Here is a 19,793-nt window from a genome sequence, read left to right on the forward strand (position 1 = left end):
CTCTCCTCCGGTGGGTGCACGAACGCCCCTGGGACGCACGCGCGATGCAGCGCACATCGTATGTCAATCGGTGCTTGGGCGCTTGGGTGGGTCCAGGGCACGCGGGCAGGTGCCGGCGTGGCGGGTGTGCCGGCATGGCGTGGGCGCACCCGGCCGGGGATGTGCGGTCGGCCGGGTGCCGGTGCGGTAGGTCTGCGCGGCTCCGCCCCCGGGCGCGGTTAGGGTGACTGCGTGGATGTCCCGTCCTGGTCCCAGATCTCCGAGCGCATCGTCCCGGTTCCGGCGAGCCAGGCCGGTCAGGTCGAACCCGAGCACCTGCTGATCAGCGCGGGTATCGCGCTGGCGTTGGTGGCCGTGGGTCCGCTGTGGCGGATCGTCCGGTTGGCGGTGACGCTGGTGCACGAACTCGGGCATGCTCTGGTGGGCCTGGCGACCGGGCGCACGTTCACCGGCTTCGTCCTCCGGGCGGACATGTCCGGGCACGCCGTCACCCGGGGTAAACCGCGCGGGGCCGCCCTGGTGGCGACCACCTGGGCCGGCTATCCGGCTCCGGCGATCCTGGGCGCGCTGCTGGTGTGGACCGCCACGCGGGGGCTGGGGCCACCGGTGCTGACGGCGGTGCTGGTGATCCTGCTGATCTCCTGGGTGCGGGTGCGATCGGTGCTGACCGCCCTGGTGATGCTGGCCGTCAGCGCCGGCGCGCTGTGGCTGTGGTGGGCGGGGTCGGTGGTGCTGCAGATGCAGGTGCTGGTGGCCACCGGCCTGCTGCTGCTGATCGGGGCTTGGCGGCACCTGGGTTCGGTCTGGCGGGGCCGGGATCGCGGCTCGGATCCGGCGGTGCTGGCGCGCCTGACGCCGCTGCCCCGGGTGGTGTGGTTGCTGACGTTCGCGCTGGTGCTGGCCGCGGCCACCGCCCTGGTGGTGACCGAGGCCCAGCGGCTACTGCTGTGAACCCAGCCCGAGCGCACCCGCCACGTCCGGCCGGAAGTAGTCCGGGCCCTTGAGCACCTTGCCGTCGGGGCGGTAGATCGGCCGGCCGTCGGAGCCCAGTTTCGACATGTTCGAGGCCTGCACCTCGGTCAGGACCCGGGCCAGCGGGAGTCCGCACTCCAGCGCCATCCCGTAGATCACGTAGACCAGGTCAGCCAGCGCATCGGCGGCACCGACCGTGTCCCGGGTGCCGTCGTCGGCGTCGACCGCGCGGGTGAACGCCTCGGTCACGAAGGTCTCCGCCCGCGGACCGTACACCGCGCCGACCAGCTCGGCGAATTCCTCCGCGATCAGCGCCATGCGCATGTGCACACGCTCACGATCCACCGACGGTCCGTCCTGGGCGATCGGTAGCCCGCAGGTGCGGTGGAACTGTCGCACCAGCGCCTCGGGTTCATCACCCGAGTGCAGGGGCGTGGGTCGGTCGGGGTGGCCGGTGTCGGAGCGCATCGCCCCGCAGTAGAAGGCCGGGCGGTTCTGCCGCCCAGGCCGCGCCGGGCCCGGTCCGGTGCCGAACATGCGAGGCCAGGGCGGGGAGCGCCGCAGCGGCCCGGGCAATACGGTGAGGGTAGGTACCAGTTTCGAAGGAGCTCACCCGTGAATACCCCGATCGATGTCACCACCACCGACGCCTGGCGTTCCCTGCGGGCCGACGCCGAGTCGTTCGAGCCGGACCTGCGCGGCTGGTTCGCCCGGGACCCCGGCCGCGCCGAACGGTACAGCCACACCGTGGGGGACCTCTACGTGGACCTGTCCAAGAACCTCATCACCGACGAGACCCTCAGGCTGCTGACCAAGGTCGCCGAAGAGGTCGACCTGCCCGGGCGGATCGCCGCGATGTTCGCCGGGGAGCGCATCAACGCCACCGAGGACCGGGCAGTGCTGCACACCGCGCTGCGCCGGCCCAAGGATCGGAGTCCGGCGCTGGTCGTGGACGGCCAGGACGTCGACGCCGACGTGCACGAGGTGCTGGAGCGGATGTATACCTTCGCCGACCAGGTGCGCTCGGGGGCGTGGACCGGGCTGAGCGGCAAGCGCGTGCGCACCGTGGTCAACATCGGCATCGGCGGTTCCGACCTGGGCCCGGTGATGGCCTACGAGGCGTTGCGGTCCTACGTGGCCGAGGACATCGAGGTGCGATTCATCTCCAACATCGACCCCGCAGACATCGCCGCCACCCTGGCCGGCGTAGACCCCGAGACCACCCTGTTCATCGTGGCCTCCAAGACCTTCGGCACGATCGAGACCCTCACCAACGCCCGGATGGCCCGCACCTGGTTGTGGGAGCAACTTGCCCGGCGGGGGGTGATCGGGACCGAGCAGGCCGAGCGCACCAACGCCGTCGCCCGCCACTTCGTGGCGGTCTCCACCGCACTGGACAGGGTGGCCGACTTCGGCATCGACACCGACAACACGTTCGGCTTCTGGGACTGGGTGGGCGGGCGCTACTCGGTGCCCTCGGCCGTCGGGCTGTCGTTGGTGATCGCGATCGGACCGCAGCGGTTCACCGAGTTCCTCGGCGGCTTCCACGCCGTGGACGAGCACTTCCGCACCAGCGAGATTGCGCACAACGTGCCGGCCCTGATGGGGCTGCTGAACATCTGGTACGTCAACTTCCTGGGCGCGCACACCCACGCGGTGCTGCCCTATGCCCAGGACCTGCACCGCTTCCCGGCCTACCTGCAGCAACTGACGATGGAGTCCAACGGCAAGGGGGTGCGCTGGGACGGCTCACCCGTGCCCACCGACACCGGTGAGGTGTTCTGGGGTGAGCCGGGCACCAACGGCCAGCACGCCTTCTACCAACTCCTCCACCAGGGCACCCGGCTGATCCCCGCCGACTTCATCGCCGTGGCCAACCCCGCCGACCCCCGCAAGGACGGGCACGTGGACGTGCACAGCCTGTTCCTGGCCAACTTCTTCGCCCAGACCCGCGCGCTGGCGTTCGGCAAGACCGCCGATGAGGTGCGGGCCGAAGGCACCGACGAGGCGGTGGTGCCCGCCCGCACCTTCCCCGGCAACCGGCCCACCACCTCGATCATGGCTCCGGCGCTGAGCCCGTCGGTGCTGGGTCAGTTGATCGCACTGTACGAGCACATCACCTTCACTCAGGGCATCGTCTGGGGCATCGACTCCTTCGACCAGTGGGGGGTGGAGCTGGGCAAGGAACTGGCCAGCCAGATCGCCCCGGCGGTCACCGGGGATGAGGAGGCGCTCGCGGCCCAGGACGCCTCCACCCAGGCGCTGATCCGGTACTACCGGGACGCCAGGCACTGAGCGGGGCGCAGCACCCTACGCCGGCGGGGGCTAGCCGGGGTACTTGGCGCGGAACCGCTCCTCGGCGTGCCGGTCGCCCAGGAGCAGCAACTGCTGCCCATCGCCGGTCGGGATCCGTTCGGAGTCACGCAGCAGCGTCCCGTCCGCGTCGGTCACGGCGACGATCTGGCAGCCGGTCTGCTGAAACACCTCCGGGTTGCGCACCGGCAGCCGGGCCAGTGCCGCCGGGCGGGGAACGAGGAACAACTCGTTGCCCTCGGCGATGACCATCCGGTGCGGCAGCGTCGCGCGGTTCCACAGTTCAGTGGCACCGATCGTGGCGTAGGAGAGCACCCCGTCGGCCCCGGCCCGGTAGAGCGTGGCCACGTTGCGTTCGTGGGTAGCCCTCGAGACCACCTGGACCTCATCGCGCAGCCGCCGGCAGTACAGGCTCAGGTAGACGTTCAGGTCGTCGTCGTGCGTTGTGACCAGAACCGCCGGTGCGGTGTCGAATCCGGCTGAGCGCAGCACCTCCAGGTCCGCGGCGTCACCCTCGACGACGCGGGTGACCGACCCGGCTCGATCGGGAACCTGCTCCACGATCGTGGACGGAACGCCGGTCTCGGTCAGGGCCTTGGCAGCCGCGCGGCCCACCCGCCCGCCGCCGATGATCAGCACCGGGTCATCGTGGTTCTGCGGGACCTGGAACCGCGCGTCGTACTCCTTCACCTCGTCGGCCGTGCCCGCCAGCACCAGCACGGTGTCCGCGTCGATGCCAGGGTCCGGCTTCGTCGGCCGCAGCCTGCCCTTACGCATGACCGCAAGGATCCGGCAACTCACTTCCGCGCGGGCCTGTTCCAGCGTCATGCCCACCAACTCGGTGTGCCGGGCCGCCGCCTCAGCGATGACGGTCCGGCCGAAGGCCCCGATGTGGTGCGCACGCCCGGTCGTGCCGAGCACGCGGCCCGCCATCGCCCGGCCCAGTTGTGTGGCGAGCTCCAGGACGTGGTCGGCGCCGGCGAGTTCCAGGACGTCGACCGAGGCGGCCTTGTCCGCCGTCACCGCCACGATCACGTCCTTGGCGATCTGGCGCACGGTGAACACCACGTTCGTGGTGGTGGTGTCCGGCAGCATCGAGACCACCATCTTCGCCCGCTCCACACCCGCCTTGCGGTAGGTGTCGACCGAGTCCAACGGCCCCAGCACCACGATGTAGCCGCGGTCGTGCAGCAGCCCGGCCTGTTTGGGGTGATCCACCACCAGGACGCAGGGGACACGGGAGCGCTTGGCGCGCGCGACCAGCGTCTCGACGACGGTGTCCGCGCCCACGAGGATGAGATGGTTGCGGATCTGCGGCGGGGCGCGGCGCGGAGCCCGTGCCGCGTCACGCCGGTCCAGCCACGGGGTCAGGACGTGCTGGATCACGAAGTACGGCAGCAGTGCCAGGATGAACACCGCTCCGCTGAGCAGCACCACCATCGAGAAGATCCGGCCGAGGTCGGACGTGAAGGTCACGTCCCCGTAGCCGAGCGTGGACATCGTGGTAAGGGTCCAGTAGATCGCGGTGGTCCAGGAGTGGGATTGGCCCTCGGTGGCCATCAGGACCTGGAACAGCACGCTGGACCCGCCCACCAGTGCCAGTCCGGTGAGTAGCAGGGCGGCGGCGAACTTGCGGCGTCGGCGGCGGGCGATCGCCCGAGCACGCTTGATGTCGGACCTGCCGTTGCCGTCCATTCCGGTCCCTTCAGGACGTCGGGATATCGTCGCCGACCAGACTTCCCGGCACACCGGTGATCGAGCGTAGAGCAGCCGGTCCCTGGTGACAACCGGATGCCCCGGCGAGGGGCACGGCGCCGGGTCGACGGCGGTCGGCCGTGCTGTGACGGCCGCGGCAGGATTGCAGGTATATTGGATCCGGTCGCAGTCTCATCGCTGCGCTCGCGGGTGTAGTTCAATGGTAGAACTTCAGCTTCCCAAGCTGATAGCGCGGGTTCGATTCCCGTCACCCGCTCCAGGTGGTCGCCAGGTCCTGGCTCGGCCGGTTCCCGGCCGCGCGCGGGCCGTCCGGAGCGGTACCGTGGCCCCGTGCTCCTCTCCGACCGTGATATCCGCGCCGAGCTCGACGCCGGCCGCCTCGGCCTGGACCCGTTCGAGGCCTCGATGGTCCAACCCTCCAGCGTCGACGTGCGCCTGGACCGGTTCTTCCGGTTGTTCGACAACCACAAGTACCGGGTGATCGACCCCGCCGCCGATCAGCCCGACCTGACCCGGCTCCTGGAGGCCGAGCCGGATGAGCCGTTCGTGCTGCACCCGGGGGAGTTCGTGCTCGGTTCCACGTACGAACTGATCACCGTGCCCGATGACATCGCCGCCCGGTTGGAGGGCAAGTCAAGTCTGGGCCGGCTGGGCCTGCTCACCCACTCCACCGCCGGCTTCATCGACCCGGGTTTCTCCGGCCACGTCACCCTGGAACTGTCCAACACCGCCACCCTGCCGATCCTGCTGTGGCCCGGGATGAAGATCGGCCAGCTCTGCTACTTCCGCCTCTCCAGCCCGGCCGAGCATCCCTACGGCTCCGGCGCCCAGGGCTCGCGCTACCAGGACCAGCGGGGCCCGACGGCCTCGCGCTCCTACCTGAACTTCCACCGCACCCGGATCCAGCCGTGAGCATGTCCGCCCCCCAGCAGCACGGCGCCACCGGCCACGGCACCGACCGGGCCGCGCAGGATCCCGCCCGGGCTCACCTCGACCCCGATCTGGCCTGGGGCCATCACCTGCTCCTGGTCGGCCCCGGGATCGACCCGGGTGACGTGGAGGCTCTGGCGCTGAGCCGCTTCCCGGGCGCCTCCCGCCGCGACGAGCACACCATCGACCTGATCCCCGGCGCCTGGCTGACCGGCCCGTGGCTGCTGGACGACGACTCTCGCGCCGCGCTGGACGTGCCGGAGGAAGCCCAGGAGGCCTACCTGGCCCGCGCCCCGGTGCTCCGCGCCGGACCGGTGCCGCAGGAGTTGCGCGGCCTGGGCGGTCTCCTGGACGCCTTCGCCGAGGGCACCCCGGAGGGGGACGAGGCCGATGTGGTCGAGTTTCTCTTCGCCGTCGCCCGCCGACTGGGTGGTGCGCTGCGCACCGGGGGCTCCGGCATGGTGCTGGTGCCCGATCCCGCCCCGTTCGTGGACCTGATCGTGCACAGCGCCGTCTGGCTGGAACCCGAGGCACTGCAGGTGGTGCTCGGTGAGGTGCTTCCGGGACTGGAGATCCTCACCAGCACCGGTTGGGCTCCTCTGCCGATGCCCCCCACCGCGCCGGAGGAGTTGAGCGAGGCCGAACGCGCCGAGCGGTCCGAACTGCACGCCCGCGCCGATGCCTTCGACGCCGCGGCCCTTGCCGCCGAGCAGGTGCACGAGAGTTACGGCGCCCTGTGGCACTTCGGGGACGACGGCGTGATCTCGGTGCAGGTCGAAGCCACCGACGTGGCGCCCCCGGTGCTGTCGGGGGTGGAGTGGGCCGGGCAGGGTCTGCTCAGTTACTACCTGCGTTGGTACCCGGTAGCGGTAGAGGCCGGCGAGGAGGAGCCGGCCGTCCCGGAGCAGGTACGCGCCCTGATCGAGGACAGCGCGGCGGCGTTGCTGGCCGCCGTGGGTGGGGTGGTGGCCGACGATGACGGTTTCCTGGTGGACCTGGGACTGGATGTGGACCCGAGCGAGAGCGACTGAGGGCGAACAGGGTGTGAGGCTGCCCACCGCGAGGGTGGGTCAGCGCCGGGAACCGGTCCCGGATCCTGGGCCCGGGTCGGGGTACCGGCGCGCGTTGATAACATGACCGACGGATCGCACCGCCCACATGCCCACATCTCCCCGGGGCGAAGACACGGCCATGCCCGGGGTTGATCGGTGCATGATGGGCACAACTTGACCACGCCCACCACCCCCGAGGAGCGGACGTGCTGCAGCTGCTGGCGCTACACCTGGTAGCGGCTCTGGCTGCCCCCACGCTGATGCGTGTGTTCGGCCGGCGCGGCTTCATCGTGCTGGCACTGGTTCCCCTCTCGGTGGCGGTGTGGGCGCTGGCGCATACCCGCCAGATCATGGACGGCAGCCCTGTCCATGTCCAGGTCAATTGGATCCCCACGCTCGATGCCACGCTGGACTTCCGCGTCGACGGTCTCACCTGGCTGATGATGCTGCTGGTCGGCGGAATCGGGTCGATGGTGCTGTTCTACTGCGCGTGGTACTTCGCCAGCGGCGCCAAGTACCTGAACCGGTTCGCCGCCACCTTCGTCGCCTTCGCCGGGTCCATGCTCGGTCTGGTCGCCACGGACAACACGCTGGTGCTGTTCGTGTTCTGGGAACTGACCTCGATCACCTCCTACCTGCTGATCGGACACTACTTCGAGCGGAAGGGCTCGCGCCGTTCGGCGATGGAAGCCCTGGTGGTGACCGTGAGCGGCGGCCTGGCGATGCTCGGTGGTGCCGTCATCCTGGGAGAGATGCCCGGCGGGTCCTATCGGTTCTCCGAACTGGTGGCCGCGCCCCCGGAGCACTCTGCGCTGCTGGCCGCCGCCCTGGTACTGGTGCTGTTGGGTGCGCTGAGCAAGTCCGCCCTGGTGCCGTTCCACTTCTGGCTGCCCGGTGCGATGGCCGCGCCCACGCCGGTCAGTGCCTACTTGCACGCCGCCGCCATGGTCAAGGCCGGTGTGTACCTGGTCGCTCGTCTCGCGCCCGGCTTCGCCGAGAACCCGGTGTGGTACTGGATGGTGCTGATCAGCGGCTCGGCCACGATGCTGCTGGGCGGATACCGGGCGATGCGCCAGCACGACCTGAAACTCCTGCTCGCCTTCGGCACCGTCTCCCAACTCGGCTTCCTCATCCTGCTCGTGGGCCAGCCCGACCGCGGTATCGCGCTGGCCGGTCTGGCCCTGCTCGGGGCGCACGCGATGTTCAAGGCGGCGCTCTTCCTCACCGTCGGCGTCATCGACGCCGCCGCCGGCACCCGGGACCTACGCGAACTGTCCGGTCTGGCCCGCAATCTCAAGGGCGCGTTCGTTCCCGGGCTGCTCGCGGTGATCTCCATGGTCGGGCTGCCGCCGGCGGCCGGTTACGTGGGCAAGGAAGCAGTCCTGGAGGCGCTCAACGACGGCGGAGAAGCGCGCCACTGGGTGCTGATGGTCGTGGTGGTGGTCGGTTCCGTTCTCACCTTCGCCTACGGTGTGCGGTTCCTCTGGGGCGCCTACGCCCGCAAGGCGGGAGTGCCCGAGACCCCGCTCGATCGCGAGCACGTCGGGCTGTTCATCTCCCCGAACCTGCTGGCCGCCGGCGGACTGATCGCCGGATTGCTGCCCGCGCTGGGGGAGTACCTGCTCGCCCCCGTACGCCCTGAGTTACCCGGTGGGGCAGCCCGGGCACCTGACCCTGTGGGCCGGATTCGGTATCCCACTGGGACTGACGGGGCTCATCATCGTGTTCGGGTCGCTGCTCGCCCTGGGCCGCCCGATGGTGGAGCGGTTCCAGGAGGCGATCAGCCCGCCGGTCGATGCCGACCGTACCTACCGCGACTCGATGCGCTTGCTGGACCGGTTCTCGGCCTCGCTGACCTCCTACACCCAGAGCGGTGCACTGCCGGTCTACCTGGGCGTGATCCTGCTGGTCGGGATGGCGTTGGTGACCACGGCGATGTTCACCGGCGGGGTCACCCCGGGGGAGGTCAGGTTGTGGGACTCCCCGGTCTCCGGCGCGATCGCTGCGGTGATCGTGATCTCGGCGCTGCTGGTCACCCGCGCCCGGCGCCGGATCAAGGCCGTGGTGCTGATGGGGGTGGCCGGTTACGGTGTGGTGCTGCTCTTCGCCCTGCACGGCTCCCCGGACCTGGCGCTGACCCAGGCGCTGGTGGAGACCGTCACGATCGTGGTGTTCCTGCTCGTGCTGCGCCGTCTGCCGGCCTACTTCTCCAACCGGCCCCTCGTGGCCAGCCGATGGTGGCGAGCCGTTATCGCCATCGGTGCCGGTGTGCTGATGTCCATGCTCGCGCTGACCATCCCCGGCACCCGGATCCACGAGCAGATCTCCCAGGACCTCCTCACCGAGGGTTACCAGTTCGGTTGGGGCAGCAACATCGTCAACGTGACCCTGGTGGACATGCGCGCTTGGGACACCATGGGTGAGGTCGCGGTGCTGCTGGTCGCCGCCACCGGGGTGGCCTCCCTGGTGTTCCTGCGGCACCGGCAGCGCAGTGTGGAGCGCGTCAGCGACTACGACCCCGAGCGTCCCCGCACCTGGAGCAGGGGCCTGACCCCGGACCCGGCGATGCAACGACTGGGAGAACCCGGCACACCGATCGCCGGCCGGCGGGGTCAGCCGTGGCTGCCCGGTGGTGTCACCCTGGCACCGTATCGACGCTCGGTGATGTTCGAAGTGATCACTCGGATGCTGTTCCACACCATGTTGGTGCTGTCGGTGTGGCTGCTGTTCGCGGGACACAACGCCCCGGGCGGCGGGTTCATCGCCGGGATGATCGCCGGGGTGGCGCTGATCGTGCGGTACCTGGCCGGGGGCCGCTACGAACTGGGTGAGGCGCTGCCGCTGCAGCCGGGTGGGCTGCTCGGCGGCGGGCTATTGGTGGCCACCGGCACCGGCATCGCCCCGCTGTTCTTCGGCGGTCAGGCGCTGCAGTCCTTCCGGCTGGACCTCGACCTCGGCATCCTCGGCGAGATCCACCTGCTCACCACCCTGGCGTTCGATATCGGGGTCTACCTGATCGTCATCGGACTCGTCCTGGACATCCTGCGGACCCTGGGTGCCGAAGTGGACCGTCAGGGTGAGGCCGAAGGGCGGGCCGCCCCCGACGTCGCGCACGACTCCCCCCGGTCTGCGGTCGGTGACGCCGACGTGCTGGACGACCTGAGAGCCGGCGTAGGGGGTGCGGGCGGATGATCGAAGCGAGTCCGAGCCTGGCCCTGGTGATCGCGGTCGGCGTGCAGTTCGGTGCCGGGGTGTACCTGCTGCTCGAGCGGAGCCTGACCAGGGTGCTGGTCGGCATCTACCTCATCGGCAACGGAGTGAACCTGATGTTCTTGCTCGCCGGCGGTGCCGCCGCGAGCCCTCCGCTGCTCGGGTCCGGGCCACAGGAGGAGATGGCCGATCCGCTGCCGCAGGCGATGGTGCTGACCGCGATCGTGATCAACCTGGGGCTGACCGCGTTCGTGCTGGCCATGGCCTATCGCACGTGGCAGTTGCACGGCCACGACGAGGTGCAGGACGACCTGGAGGACCGCCGACTGGCTCAGCGCCTGGAACGCGGTGAACTGGACACCCGCGACGACGACCTCGGGGTGAGCCTGGCTGTCGAGGCCGCCGAGGCCCGTGACGAGACCGAGGAACCGGGGATCGAGGAACAGCCGTCCCCGTCCACCCCGAACGTGAGCGCCGACGACTCGTCAGCCGAGGGCCCGGGTGGAGCAGTCCCCGGCGCCCCCGACTCGAAGGGGGGCGCCACATGAACTGGCTATTACCGATGCCGGTGATCCTGCCCCTGTTCGCTGCCGGCTTCGCCCTGGCCATGGCACGCCGTCCCAAAGCACAGTTGGCGGCCTCGGTCACCACCTTGACCGTGGTCCTGGGGATCGCGATCGCGTTGGTGGCGATCACCCACGCCCAGGGACCCCAGGTGGTCAACCTCGGCAACTGGAGCGCCCCGGTGGGCATCGTGCTGGTGGCCGACCGGCTCTCCGCGCTGATGCTGGTGGTCTCCGCAGTAGTGCTGCTAGGGGTGTTGCTGTACTCCGTGGCCCAGGGTCTCGCCGACGGCGATGAGGGCGCCCCGGTGGCGATCTATCACCCCACCTACCTGGTGCTGGCCGCCGGTGTGTCCAACGCCTTCCTCACCGGGGACCTGTTCAACCTGTTCGTCGGGTTCGAGATGTTGCTCGCGGCGAGTTACGTGCTGCTCACCCTGGGTGGCACGGGCTCGCGGATGCGGGCCGGGTCGATCTACGTGATCGTGTCGCTGCTGTCCTCGATGCTGTTCCTCATCGCCATCGCGATGATCTACGCGGCCACCGGCACGTTGAACCTGGCGCAGTTGAACGTGCGCCTGGCGGAGATCGATCCGAATGTCTCCCTGGTGCTGCAGATCCTGTTGTTACTGGCCTTCGGCATCAAGGCGGCGGTCTTCCCGCTGTCGATGTGGCTACCCGACTCCTATCCCACAGCCCCGGCACCGGTCACCGCGGTCTTCGCCGGGCTGCTCACCAAGGTCGGCGTGTATGCCATCATCCGTACCCAGACGCTGCTGTTCACCGACGGGCGGATGGACACGATCCTGATCGTGGCCGCGATCGTCACCATGGTGGTGGCCATCCTCGGCGCCGTGGCCCAGGACGACATCAAGCGACTGCTGTCCTTCACCCTGGTCAGCCACATCGGCTACATGGTGTTCGGAATCGCCCTCGCGAATCAACTCGGCCTGTCCGCATCGATCTTCTACGTGACCCACCACATCACCGTGCAGACGGCATTGTTCCTCGTGGCAGGGCTGATCGAGCGCAGGGGTGGCAGCACCTCGTTGGAGCGCCTCGGCAGCCTGACCAAGGCCGCACCGGCGCTGGCGATCTTGTTCTTCATCCCAGCGATGAACCTCGGTGGAATCCCGCCCATGTCAGGGTTCCTGGGCAAAGTGGGTCTGGTGCAGGCCGGCATCCAGCACGATTCGTCCCTGGCGTATGTCGCGGTGGGCGCGAGCCTCGTGACGTCACTGCTCACCCTGTACGCGGTGGTGAAGGCGTGGAACAAGGCGTTCTGGCAGACGGCCCCCCAGCCTCTGCCAGAGACCGACGTACCTCGCAGCATGTTCGCCCCCGCAGCGGTCATCGCCTCGATCGGAGTGCTGCTCGCCGTCGTCGCCGGTCCGTTGTACGCCTACACCGACGCGGCCGCGCGGGACCTGCGTGCCCAGTCGCCCTACGTCTCGGCGGTGCTGCCCGACGGCGAACGTGGCGAGGGCATCTCCCACCAGGTGGAGCCCGAATGAGAACCCAGCCTGCCCACCCGTCCGCTCCGACCGGCCTGAGCGCTTGGCTGAACCGATGGCCGATGCTGCTGTGGATGACCGCGCTGTGGGTGCTGTTGTGGGGTGACCCGACCCTGGCCAACGTGCTGGCCGGGTTCGGCGTCGCGGTGCTGCTGGTGCTGTTGACACCGATGCCCGCGGTCGGATACGCCGGCCGGGTGAGTATTCCCGGGGCGGTGTGGCTGATCGCCCGCTTCATCGTCGATGTGCTGCTCGCCTCGGTGGAGGTGTCGAAGATGGCGCTGCACCCGCGCCGGGGCCCCGAGGGCGGCGTCATCCGCATCCGGCTGCGTTCGGAGTCCGACCTGATCCTCACCCTGACCGGGGTCTTCACCTCACTGGTTCCCGGTTCGATCATCGTGGAGGCGCATCGGCTCACCGGCACCCTCTACGTGCACGTGCTCGATCTGCCCACCAGCGGGGGTGTCGAGACCTTCCGCCGGCAGGTACTCCTCCAGGAGCGGCGCCTGTTGTACGCCCTGGCCAACCAGGAAGACCTGGCCCGTGCCGGATTGCCGCGCCGGCGCTGGTGGGGTGGGCCGGACCGGGCAGCGCTGGATCCCGGCCCTGCCGGGCGCGCTGCGGGGGCCTCCGATGGCAACGCTGGGGAGGTGGACCGATGAGTGCGCCGGTGTTGTGGATCTGCGGGATCCTGGTCGTCGGAGCGGTCCTGGTGGCGCTCTTCCGCGTGGAGCGCGGCCCGAGCATGCTGGACCGGATCGTGGGCCTTGATGTGGTGATCGCGGCCCTGATCGGCACCGTGGCCCTGTGGTCGGCCACGACCGGACGGGTGGACCTGGTGCCGTTGCTGACGGTGATGGCAATCGTCGGGTTCGTGGCGGCGGTGACCCTGGCGCGGTTCGCGGCCGCAGAGCCGGAGGATGAGGGCCGGATCCTCAGCGAAGAGGAACTCCAACGGCTCGAGGCAAGGCATGCGCTGGATGACGATGCCGAGGAGGACGAGCGATGAACTCGGAACTGCTGCGCGAGATCGTCGCCTCTGCCTTCTTCATCACCGGCAGCGCGCTCGTGATGGTCGCAGCGATCGGGATGGTCCGGTTCCCGGACCTGCTGTCACGGTTGCACGCAGCCACCAAACCTCAGGTGCTCGGCATCATCCTGATGATGAACGGGCTGGCCCTGACGCTGGGATCCTGGCAAGTGGGTTGGAAGGTGCTCCCGGTGATCATCTTCCAACTGGTGACCGCTCCGATCGCCGCGCACATGGTGGGCCGCGCAGGGTACCGCACCGACAAGGTGCGTTCAGACCTGCTCGGAGTCGATGAACTCACCGAGGACCTGGAGGCCGCGCGCGCCGAGATCGAGGACACCCAGGCCTGAACGTGCCGGTGCCGGCCTCGCGCTGGTCAACGAGCGACGTCGCCGCTGGACAGCCACTTGTGGGCGCCGCGGCTGGCGTAGGCGCGGACCAACGCCACCAGCGCGCTGGAGATCGCCGCGAAGAGCACGATCTCAGCGATGGGCATGCTTCCGTCCTTGTCGTCGGTTGGTGGCTCATGACCGGTGACGCTCTTCCAGGCGGTCCCGAGGACCTTGTTCGCGACGAGGCCGGCGACGATGGTGGCAACGGCGGTGACGACTCGCTCCATGGCAGATCTCCTTTACGACGACTGCACCCAGCGTAGCCGTCCACGATCCTCGCGCGCCCGTCGGCCGCACCGGCCGACGGGGTGTAGCCTCGTGGGTGCGACAGGGGAGCGTCGGCCGAGTCAGGTGCGGCGCTGAGAGTGCGGCCACCCGCAGACCCTCGAACCTGCTCCGGTTAGCACCGGCGAAGGGAGTCGAGCATCTCTCCCGTGGCGTCGCGCCGCGGACCCCTTCTCACATCACGCTGAGGAGGAAGAATGAATCACCACACCATGTCTCGCCGCCGGCCCGGGCGGGTCGGCCCGGACCCCGGGCGGATCGGACACCTTGCCGCGTTCACCGCCCTGGCACTGGCCGTGGCCGGCTGCACGGTGGGCGCCGGGAACGACAACCCCGACACCCCCACTGACGACGACGCGGACTCCACCGCAGTAGGGGAGGGCGAGACCACCGGCGGCGAAGGCACGGTCCAGGTGGTCACGCACGACTCGTTCCACGTCTCGGAGGATCTGATCAGCCAGTTCGAGTCCGACTCCGGCTACACGCTGTCCTTCAGCGCACCCGGTGACGGGGGAGCCCTGGTGAACCAGCTGATCCTGACCAAGGACGCGCCCCTGGGCGACGTCGCCTACGGCATCGACAACTCCTTCGCCTCCCGCGGCATCGCCGAGGACGTCTTCAGCCCCTACACCTCCGCTGCGCTGCCCCCGGCCGCCGAGGACTACCTGATCGACGGCGGAGACGAACTCACACCGATCGACGTGGGCGATGTGTGTCTGAACATCGACACCGCCTGGTACTCCGAGGCCGGAGTCGCCGAGCCGTCCGACCTGGCCGACCTGACCGGGCCCGACTACGCCGACCACGTGGTGGTGACCAACCCGGCCACGTCCTCACCCGGCCTGGCGTTCCTGTTGGCAACGGTCGCCGAGTTCGGGGACGGCTGGACGCAGTACTGGCAGGACCTGGCCGACAACGGCCTGCTCGTCGTCGACTCCTGGTCCACCGCCTACTCCGAGGAGTTCTCCGGCTCGGTCGGGCAGGGCCCGCGCCCGGTGGCGTTGTCCTACTCCACGTCGCCGGCCTTCGAGGTCGGACCGGACGGGGAGGACCCGACGACGACGGCGATGCTCACCTCATGCTTCCGTCAGGTGGAGTACGCCGGGGTGCTGGCCGGGGCGGACAACCCCGAGGGCGCCGAGGCGTTCATCGACTTCCTGCTCAGCGACGCCGTCCAGGCCGACATTCCCGGCCAGATGTACATGTACCCGGTCAACCACGACCTGGAACTCCCGCAGGAGTGGACCCGATGGGCCCCCCTCGCCGAGGAACCGTTGACGGTGGACCCGGCCGAGATCGATGAGAACCGTCAGGACTGGATCCAGGCTTGGACCGACATCGTGATCGGCTGAGGATGGGAGCCAGCACCGCCCGGCCCAGCCCGGGACGGCCCAGCCTGACCCGGCCCAGCCCGGCACGGCCCGGTCCTGTCCGGGTCTGCGTGGCCGGGCGTTGCGCTGCCGCCCGGGCGGGTCTGCGCACCACGTCAACCTGTCGGTCGCGGGCCGCCGGGCAGGACGGGTCCTGAGCATGGCACGGTGGCTGCGAGGTTGGGTCTGGGTGCTCGCGGCCGCCGTGCCGCTGGTGTTCCTGGCCATCTTCTTCGCCTGGCCGGTGACCACCTTGGTGTTGCGCGGTTTCGTGCCGGACGGGGCGTGGGACCTCAGCGGCTTCACCGAGGTGTTCGCCCGCCCGCGCACCTGGCGGATCCTCTTCCTCACGATCGCGCTGGGGGTGCTCGGCACCGTCTTCTCGGTGCTGCTGGGCGTTCCCGGTGCCTATGTGCTGTACCGGCGCACGTTCCGCGGCCAGCGGATCCTGCGGGCATTGATCACGATCCCGTTCGTGCTACCCACCGTGGTGGTGGGGGTGGCGTTCCGGGCCTTGCTGGCCGCTGACGGGCCGCTGGGATTCCTGGGCCTGGATCGCACCTTCACCGCGATCGTGCTGGCGCTGGTGTTCTTCAACTACGCGATCGTGGTGCGGACCGTGGGCGGGTTCTGGGAGCGTCTGGACCCGCGCACCGAGCAGAGCGCCCGGGCGCTGGGCGCCTCCCCTGCGCGCGCCTTCTGGTCTGTGACAATGTCGGCGCTGACCCCGGCAATCACCTCCGCCGCCTCGGTGGTGTTCCTGTTCTGTTCCACTGCGTTCGGTGTGGTGCTGGTGCTGGGCGGGATCCGGTTCGGCACCATCGAGACCGAGATCTGGATCCAGACCACCCAGTTCCTCGACCTGCGCACCGCCGCGGTGCTCTCGGTGCTGCAACTCTCGGTGGTGACCGCCGCGCTCATCACCTTCTCCCGTGCCCGGGCCCGGCGGGAGGCGGCCCTGAAACTACACGGCGCCCAGCACCAGGCACGCCGGCTGCGGTTGTGGCAGCCCGTGCCGCGGCGTCGAGAGCGAGGGTTACGGGCGAAGTCGAGTGTCCGCACCGTCGGTCTCGGCCAAACGGCTCGAAGTCGAGGCCGGTTCGCCGCCCGCTGGGGCCGCCCGGGGCCGGATCTGCCGGTGGCCGCGGTGACCGCCGTGGTGATCGTGGGCCTGCTCGCGCTGCCCCTGGCTGCGCTGGTGGTGCGCTCGCTGCGCACGCCGTCGGGTACGTGGGGGCTGGACAACTACGTGGCCCTGGGCAGCACCGGCGGACCGAACGCGCTCACCGTGACGGTGTGGGACGCGGCCGCGAACTCCCTGCGGGTGGCTGTGGATGCCACCGTGATCGCGGTGGTGGTGGGCGCACTGGTGGCGCTGGTGGTCTCGCGCCGGCCGCGCAACGTGCACGCTCGCCGTGCGGTCTGGGGACTGGACACCCTCTTCATGCTCCCCCTGGGGGGGTGTCGGCGGTGACGGTCGGGTTCGGGTTCCTGATTACCTTGAACCGGCCGCCGCTGGACCTGCGCACGTCGATGATCCTGATTCCGATCGCCCAGGCGGTGGTAGCGATTCCGCTGGTGGTGCGCACGGTGCTGCCGGTGCTGCGGGCGATCGACCCGCGACAGCGCGAGAGCGCCGCGGTGCTGGGCGCCTCTCCGGGCCGGGTGCTCGCCCACGTCGACGGGCCCTTCCTGGTGCGGTCGCTCGGGCTGGCGATCGGATTCGCGTTCGCCGTCTCCCTCGGGGAGTTCGGCGCCACCGCCTTCTTCTGGCCCGCCCCGACGCACCCACCCTGCCGGTGGTCATCTTCCGGCTGATCGGGCGCCCCGGTGCGGAGAACTACGGGATGGCCCTGGCCGCGTCGGTCCTGCTGGCGTTGCTGACCGCCACCATCATGGGAGTGGCCGAACGGTTGCGGTCGGAACGGACGGGTGAGTTCTAGATGTCCCTGACCATCGATGACGCCGTGGTCCGCTACGGCGTCCGGGAACCGCGGACGACGGCGGTGGACCGGGTGAGCCTGCAGGTGGCGCCGGCGGAGGTGGTCGCCCTGCTGGGGCCCTCCGGCTGTGGCAAGTCCTCGCTGTTGCGTGCGGTGGCCGGCCTGGAGCCACTCGATCGCGGCCGGGTGTGCTGGGAGGGGGCGGACCTGAGCGACGTGCCGGTGCATCGGCGCGGGTTCGGGTTGATGTTCCAGGACGGACAGCTCTTCGCCCACCGGGACGTGGCCGGCAACATCGCCTTCGGTCTGCAGATGGAGCGGATGCCCGGACGCAACGGGCGCAGCGGGTACGCGACCTGCTCGACCTGGTCGGCCTACCGGGTTACCAGGACCGGGCGGTGGCGAGCCTGTCCGGCGGGCAGGCCCAGCGGGTCTCGTTGGCCCGCTCCCTGGCCCCGAAGCCCCGGTTGCTGCTGCTCGATGAACCGCTCTCGGCGCTGGACCGGGCGCTGCGGGAACGGCTCGCCGCGGACCTGCACCACATCCTCCGCCGGGCCGGTACGACCGCCCTGTACGTCACCCACGACCACGACGAGGCGTTCACCGTGGCCGACCGGGTGGCGGTGATGATGGAGGGGCGGATCGTGCAGGTCGGTACCCCCGAGGAGTTGTGGGCGGCTCCGGCCGGTGCGCAGGTCGCGGAGTTCCTGGGGTACCGGCTCGTCACCGCCGCCGACGGCGCCAGGTTCGGCCTCTCGCCCCAGGCGCTGCGCCTGGAGTCGGGCGAGGACGGGGAGACTGCGGAGGAGACCGGCGGCACCGGTACCAGGTCCGGGCCCGGACCCGGGACGAGCCTGCGCGATGCCGACGATGTCCGCCTCCGCGGCGAGGTGGTCAGCGTGGGCTTCGCCCGCGGTCGCACCACCGCTGTGGTGCAGATACCTGACTGGGGCCCGCAGCGGGCCGTCGCCGAGGGCATCGTGCCCCTCGAACCGGGGGTGCCGGTCACCGTGTGGGTGGACCCCGGCGGCATCATCCGGTTCTGAGTACGCGGCCGAGACCACGCCCGCCCCGCCACCGATCGACCCGGCCGGGACCGCAAAGCGATCAGAATCGTCTCAATCACGTCACAGGTTGGTCTCATCGCACGGATTAGCCCCATGTGCTCCACGTCACTGTGTCACCATGATGCACTCGGGTGCGAGGGTCGCGCCCTGACATGTTCGGGAGAAACTATGAAGCGCTCCACGAAGAGGGCACTCGCACCGGTCGCGGCCGTGCTGCTGCTGGCCGCGGCCTGTAACGGGAATGGGAACGGAAACGGGGACGCCGGTAACGGCGATGGGGCCGATGGCGAACCGCTGCAGTTCGGCTACGTGCTGCCCGAGACCGGGCCGTTGGCGTTCCTCGGACCACCGCAGATCGCCGCGACCGGGTTCGCGATCCAGGAGATCAACGACGCCGGCGGCGTCCTCGGCACGGAACTGCCCGACGCGATCGCCGGTGACGAGGGCGGGGACCAGGCCATCGCCAGCCAGTCCGCGGACCGCGTCCTCGCCGACGGTGCGCACGCGGTCATCGGTGCCGCGGCCTCGGGTATGTCCTTGGCGATCATCGACCGGATCACCAGCGACGAGGTGGTGCAGTGCTCCGGGTCGAACACCGCACCGACGTTCACCGACTACGACCACGGCGGCTTCTACATCCGGACCGCGCCCTCCGACGCCCTGCAGGGCCCGGTGCTGGCCGAGACGGTCATCAATGACGGCCACACCGACGTGGTGATCGTGCACCTGGAGGATGACTACGGCGTCGGCCTGGCCAACGCTACCCAGGAAGCCCTGGAGGCCGGCGGCGCCAACGTCATCTCCAGCGAGGGCTTCGACGGCAACGCCACCGAGTTCACCGGTGTGGTGCAGTCGGTGGTCTCGGCCGAGCCGGACGCCGTGGTGATCATCGCCTTCGAGCAGGGCGCCCAGATCGCCCAGGGCATCATCGAGGGCGGGCTGACCCCGCAGGACATCGGGTTCTACGGTGCCGACGGGATGCGCAGCAACGAGTTGCCGAACCTGGTGGACTCCAACGACCCGGGCATCCTGGACGGGATGAAGGGTACCGCTCCGGCTTCGTCGGAGGACGCCGACTTCCTGAACAACCTGCAGGAATTCGCCGACCTGGACGAGACCCAGTTCGCACCGCAGGTCTTCGACTGCGTCACCGTGATCGCGCTGGCCGCCGAGGCCGCCGGTTCGACCAACCCGGCTGACTTCCAGCCCCACCTGATCGACGTCACCCGCGACGGTACGGACTGCTCGTCCTTCGCCGATGTGCCGCGACCTGCTCGCAGACGGGGAGGAGATCAACTACAACGGTGTCTCCGGTCCGCTGGACTTCACCGAATCCGGTGAGCCCGGCATCGCCTCGATCGAGGTCTACGGTTACGACTCCGAGGGCACCCTGTCCACCATCGAGGTGGTCGAGTCCGCTCCGACGGAGTAACAGG

Annotated in this window: 16 protein-coding genes, 1 tRNA gene, 4 pseudogenes and 1 riboswitch; of the genes and pseudogenes, 18 read left to right on the forward strand and 3 right to left on the reverse strand. The window is 69.7% G+C overall.

All coding sequences use genetic code 11. The features are described from left to right. The first annotated feature begins 231 nt into the window (after positions 1-231). Entirely contained in the window at positions 232-951 is a 720-nt protein-coding gene (locus ACRRRO_RS08375; protein ID WP_424788721.1) for a M50 family metallopeptidase, read from the forward strand. Here ACRRRO_RS08375 and ACRRRO_RS08380 read toward each other — a convergent pair. Further along, positions 940-1,440 (reverse strand): phosphoribosyl-ATP diphosphatase, encoded by a 501-nt coding sequence (locus tag ACRRRO_RS08380; RefSeq protein ID WP_424795470.1) that lies wholly within the window; start codon positions 1,438-1,440, stop codon positions 940-942. The two genes, ACRRRO_RS08375 and ACRRRO_RS08380, sit on opposite strands and share 12 nt — an antisense overlap. 147 nt (positions 1,441-1,587) lie before the next feature. Between ACRRRO_RS08380 and pgi the strand changes: the two genes are divergently transcribed. After that, a complete protein-coding gene (gene pgi, locus ACRRRO_RS08385; protein ID WP_424795469.1) occupies positions 1,588-3,267 on the forward strand; it encodes a glucose-6-phosphate isomerase in 1,680 nt (559 codons plus the stop codon). 30 nt (positions 3,268-3,297) lie between these two features. Here pgi and ACRRRO_RS08390 read toward each other — a convergent pair whose 3' ends face one another. Then, entirely contained in the window at positions 3,298-4,980 is a 1,683-nt protein-coding gene (locus ACRRRO_RS08390) for an NAD-binding protein (protein WP_424795468.1), read from the reverse strand. A 206-nt stretch (positions 4,981-5,186) separates the two neighbouring features. Between ACRRRO_RS08390 and ACRRRO_RS08395 the strand changes: the two genes are divergently transcribed. From ACRRRO_RS08395 to mnhG, 11 genes and pseudogenes are all read left to right on the forward strand, one after another. Further along, positions 5,187-5,260, forward strand: a tRNA-Gly gene (locus ACRRRO_RS08395). A 71-nt stretch (positions 5,261-5,331) separates the two neighbouring features. Then, complete coding sequence (gene dcd / locus ACRRRO_RS08400) at positions 5,332-5,913, forward strand: dCTP deaminase (protein ID WP_424788717.1); 582 nt, start codon at positions 5,332-5,334, stop codon at positions 5,911-5,913. A gap of 2 nt (positions 5,914-5,915) precedes the next feature. Beyond that, positions 5,916-6,962, forward strand: a complete 1,047-nt coding sequence (locus tag ACRRRO_RS08405; protein WP_424795467.1) for a hypothetical protein — start codon at positions 5,916-5,918, stop codon at positions 6,960-6,962. 464 nt (positions 6,963-7,426) lie between these two features. Further along, a pseudogene (locus tag ACRRRO_RS08410) lies at positions 7,427-8,383 on the forward strand (proton-conducting transporter transmembrane domain-containing protein); the annotation flags it as partial. 535 nt (positions 8,384-8,918) lie between these two features. Then, a pseudogene (locus ACRRRO_RS08415) lies at positions 8,919-9,122 on the forward strand (hydrogenase subunit MbhD domain-containing protein); the annotation flags it as partial. A gap of 141 nt (positions 9,123-9,263) precedes the next feature. Continuing rightward, entirely contained in the window at positions 9,264-10,175 is a 912-nt protein-coding gene (mbhE, locus tag ACRRRO_RS08420; protein ID WP_434081570.1) for a hydrogen gas-evolving membrane-bound hydrogenase subunit E, read from the forward strand. Next, complete coding sequence (locus ACRRRO_RS08425) at positions 10,172-10,741, forward strand: Na(+)/H(+) antiporter subunit C (RefSeq protein WP_424795466.1); 570 nt, start codon at positions 10,172-10,174, stop codon at positions 10,739-10,741. Before mbhE ends, ACRRRO_RS08425 begins: the two co-directional genes overlap by 4 nt. Further along, positions 10,738-12,270, forward strand: a complete 1,533-nt coding sequence (locus ACRRRO_RS08430; protein WP_424788713.1) for a Na+/H+ antiporter subunit D — start codon at positions 10,738-10,740, stop codon at positions 12,268-12,270. Before ACRRRO_RS08425 ends, ACRRRO_RS08430 begins: the two co-directional genes overlap by 4 nt. Further along, positions 12,267-12,932, forward strand: coding sequence for a Na+/H+ antiporter subunit E (locus ACRRRO_RS08435; RefSeq protein ID WP_424795465.1), 666 nt, complete (start codon positions 12,267-12,269; stop codon positions 12,930-12,932). The genes ACRRRO_RS08430 and ACRRRO_RS08435 overlap by 4 nt, the downstream gene beginning before the upstream one ends. After that, entirely contained in the window at positions 12,929-13,279 is a 351-nt protein-coding gene (locus ACRRRO_RS08440; RefSeq protein ID WP_424788711.1) for a monovalent cation/H+ antiporter complex subunit F, read from the forward strand. Before ACRRRO_RS08435 ends, ACRRRO_RS08440 begins: the two co-directional genes overlap by 4 nt. Continuing rightward, the gene (gene mnhG / locus ACRRRO_RS08445) at positions 13,276-13,650 is read left to right on the forward strand and encodes a monovalent cation/H(+) antiporter subunit G (RefSeq protein WP_424788710.1); all 375 of its coding nucleotides are present in this window, start codon (positions 13,276-13,278) and stop codon (positions 13,648-13,650) included. The genes ACRRRO_RS08440 and mnhG overlap by 4 nt, the downstream gene beginning before the upstream one ends. A gap of 26 nt (positions 13,651-13,676) precedes the next feature. Here mnhG and ACRRRO_RS08450 read toward each other — a convergent pair whose 3' ends face one another. Further along, a complete protein-coding gene (locus ACRRRO_RS08450) occupies positions 13,677-13,919 on the reverse strand; it encodes a DUF4235 domain-containing protein (protein WP_424788709.1) in 243 nt (80 codons plus the stop codon). Positions 13,920-14,011: 92 nt separating this feature from the next. Beyond that, positions 14,012-14,127, forward strand: a riboswitch (TPP riboswitch). A gap of 47 nt (positions 14,128-14,174) precedes the next feature. Between ACRRRO_RS08450 and ACRRRO_RS08455 the strand changes: the two genes are divergently transcribed. The 5 genes and pseudogenes from ACRRRO_RS08455 (at position 14,175) to ACRRRO_RS08475 (ending at position 19,789) form a co-directional block, all read left to right on the forward strand. Further along, entirely contained in the window at positions 14,175-15,329 is a 1,155-nt protein-coding gene (locus ACRRRO_RS08455; protein ID WP_424788708.1) for a thiamine ABC transporter substrate-binding protein, read from the forward strand. A gap of 178 nt (positions 15,330-15,507) precedes the next feature. Then, positions 15,508-17,290 (forward strand): annotated as a pseudogene (locus tag ACRRRO_RS08460) (ABC transporter permease). Then, positions 17,291-18,336 (forward strand): annotated as a pseudogene (locus tag ACRRRO_RS08465) (ABC transporter ATP-binding protein). Positions 18,337-18,525: 189 nt separating this feature from the next. Further along, complete coding sequence (locus ACRRRO_RS08470; RefSeq protein ID WP_434081383.1) at positions 18,526-19,698, forward strand: ABC transporter substrate-binding protein; 1,173 nt, start codon at positions 18,526-18,528, stop codon at positions 19,696-19,698. Further along, on the forward strand, positions 19,616-19,789 hold the full coding sequence (locus tag ACRRRO_RS08475) for a hypothetical protein (protein WP_434081384.1): 174 nt from the start codon (positions 19,616-19,618) through the stop codon (positions 19,787-19,789). The genes ACRRRO_RS08470 and ACRRRO_RS08475 overlap by 83 nt, the downstream gene beginning before the upstream one ends. Positions 19,790-19,793 lie beyond the last annotated feature (4 nt).

Source organism: Sanguibacter sp. Z1732 (assembly GCF_051020515.1).
In the GTDB taxonomy this organism is placed as follows: Bacteria; Actinomycetota; Actinomycetes; order Actinomycetales; family Beutenbergiaceae; genus CALKWS01.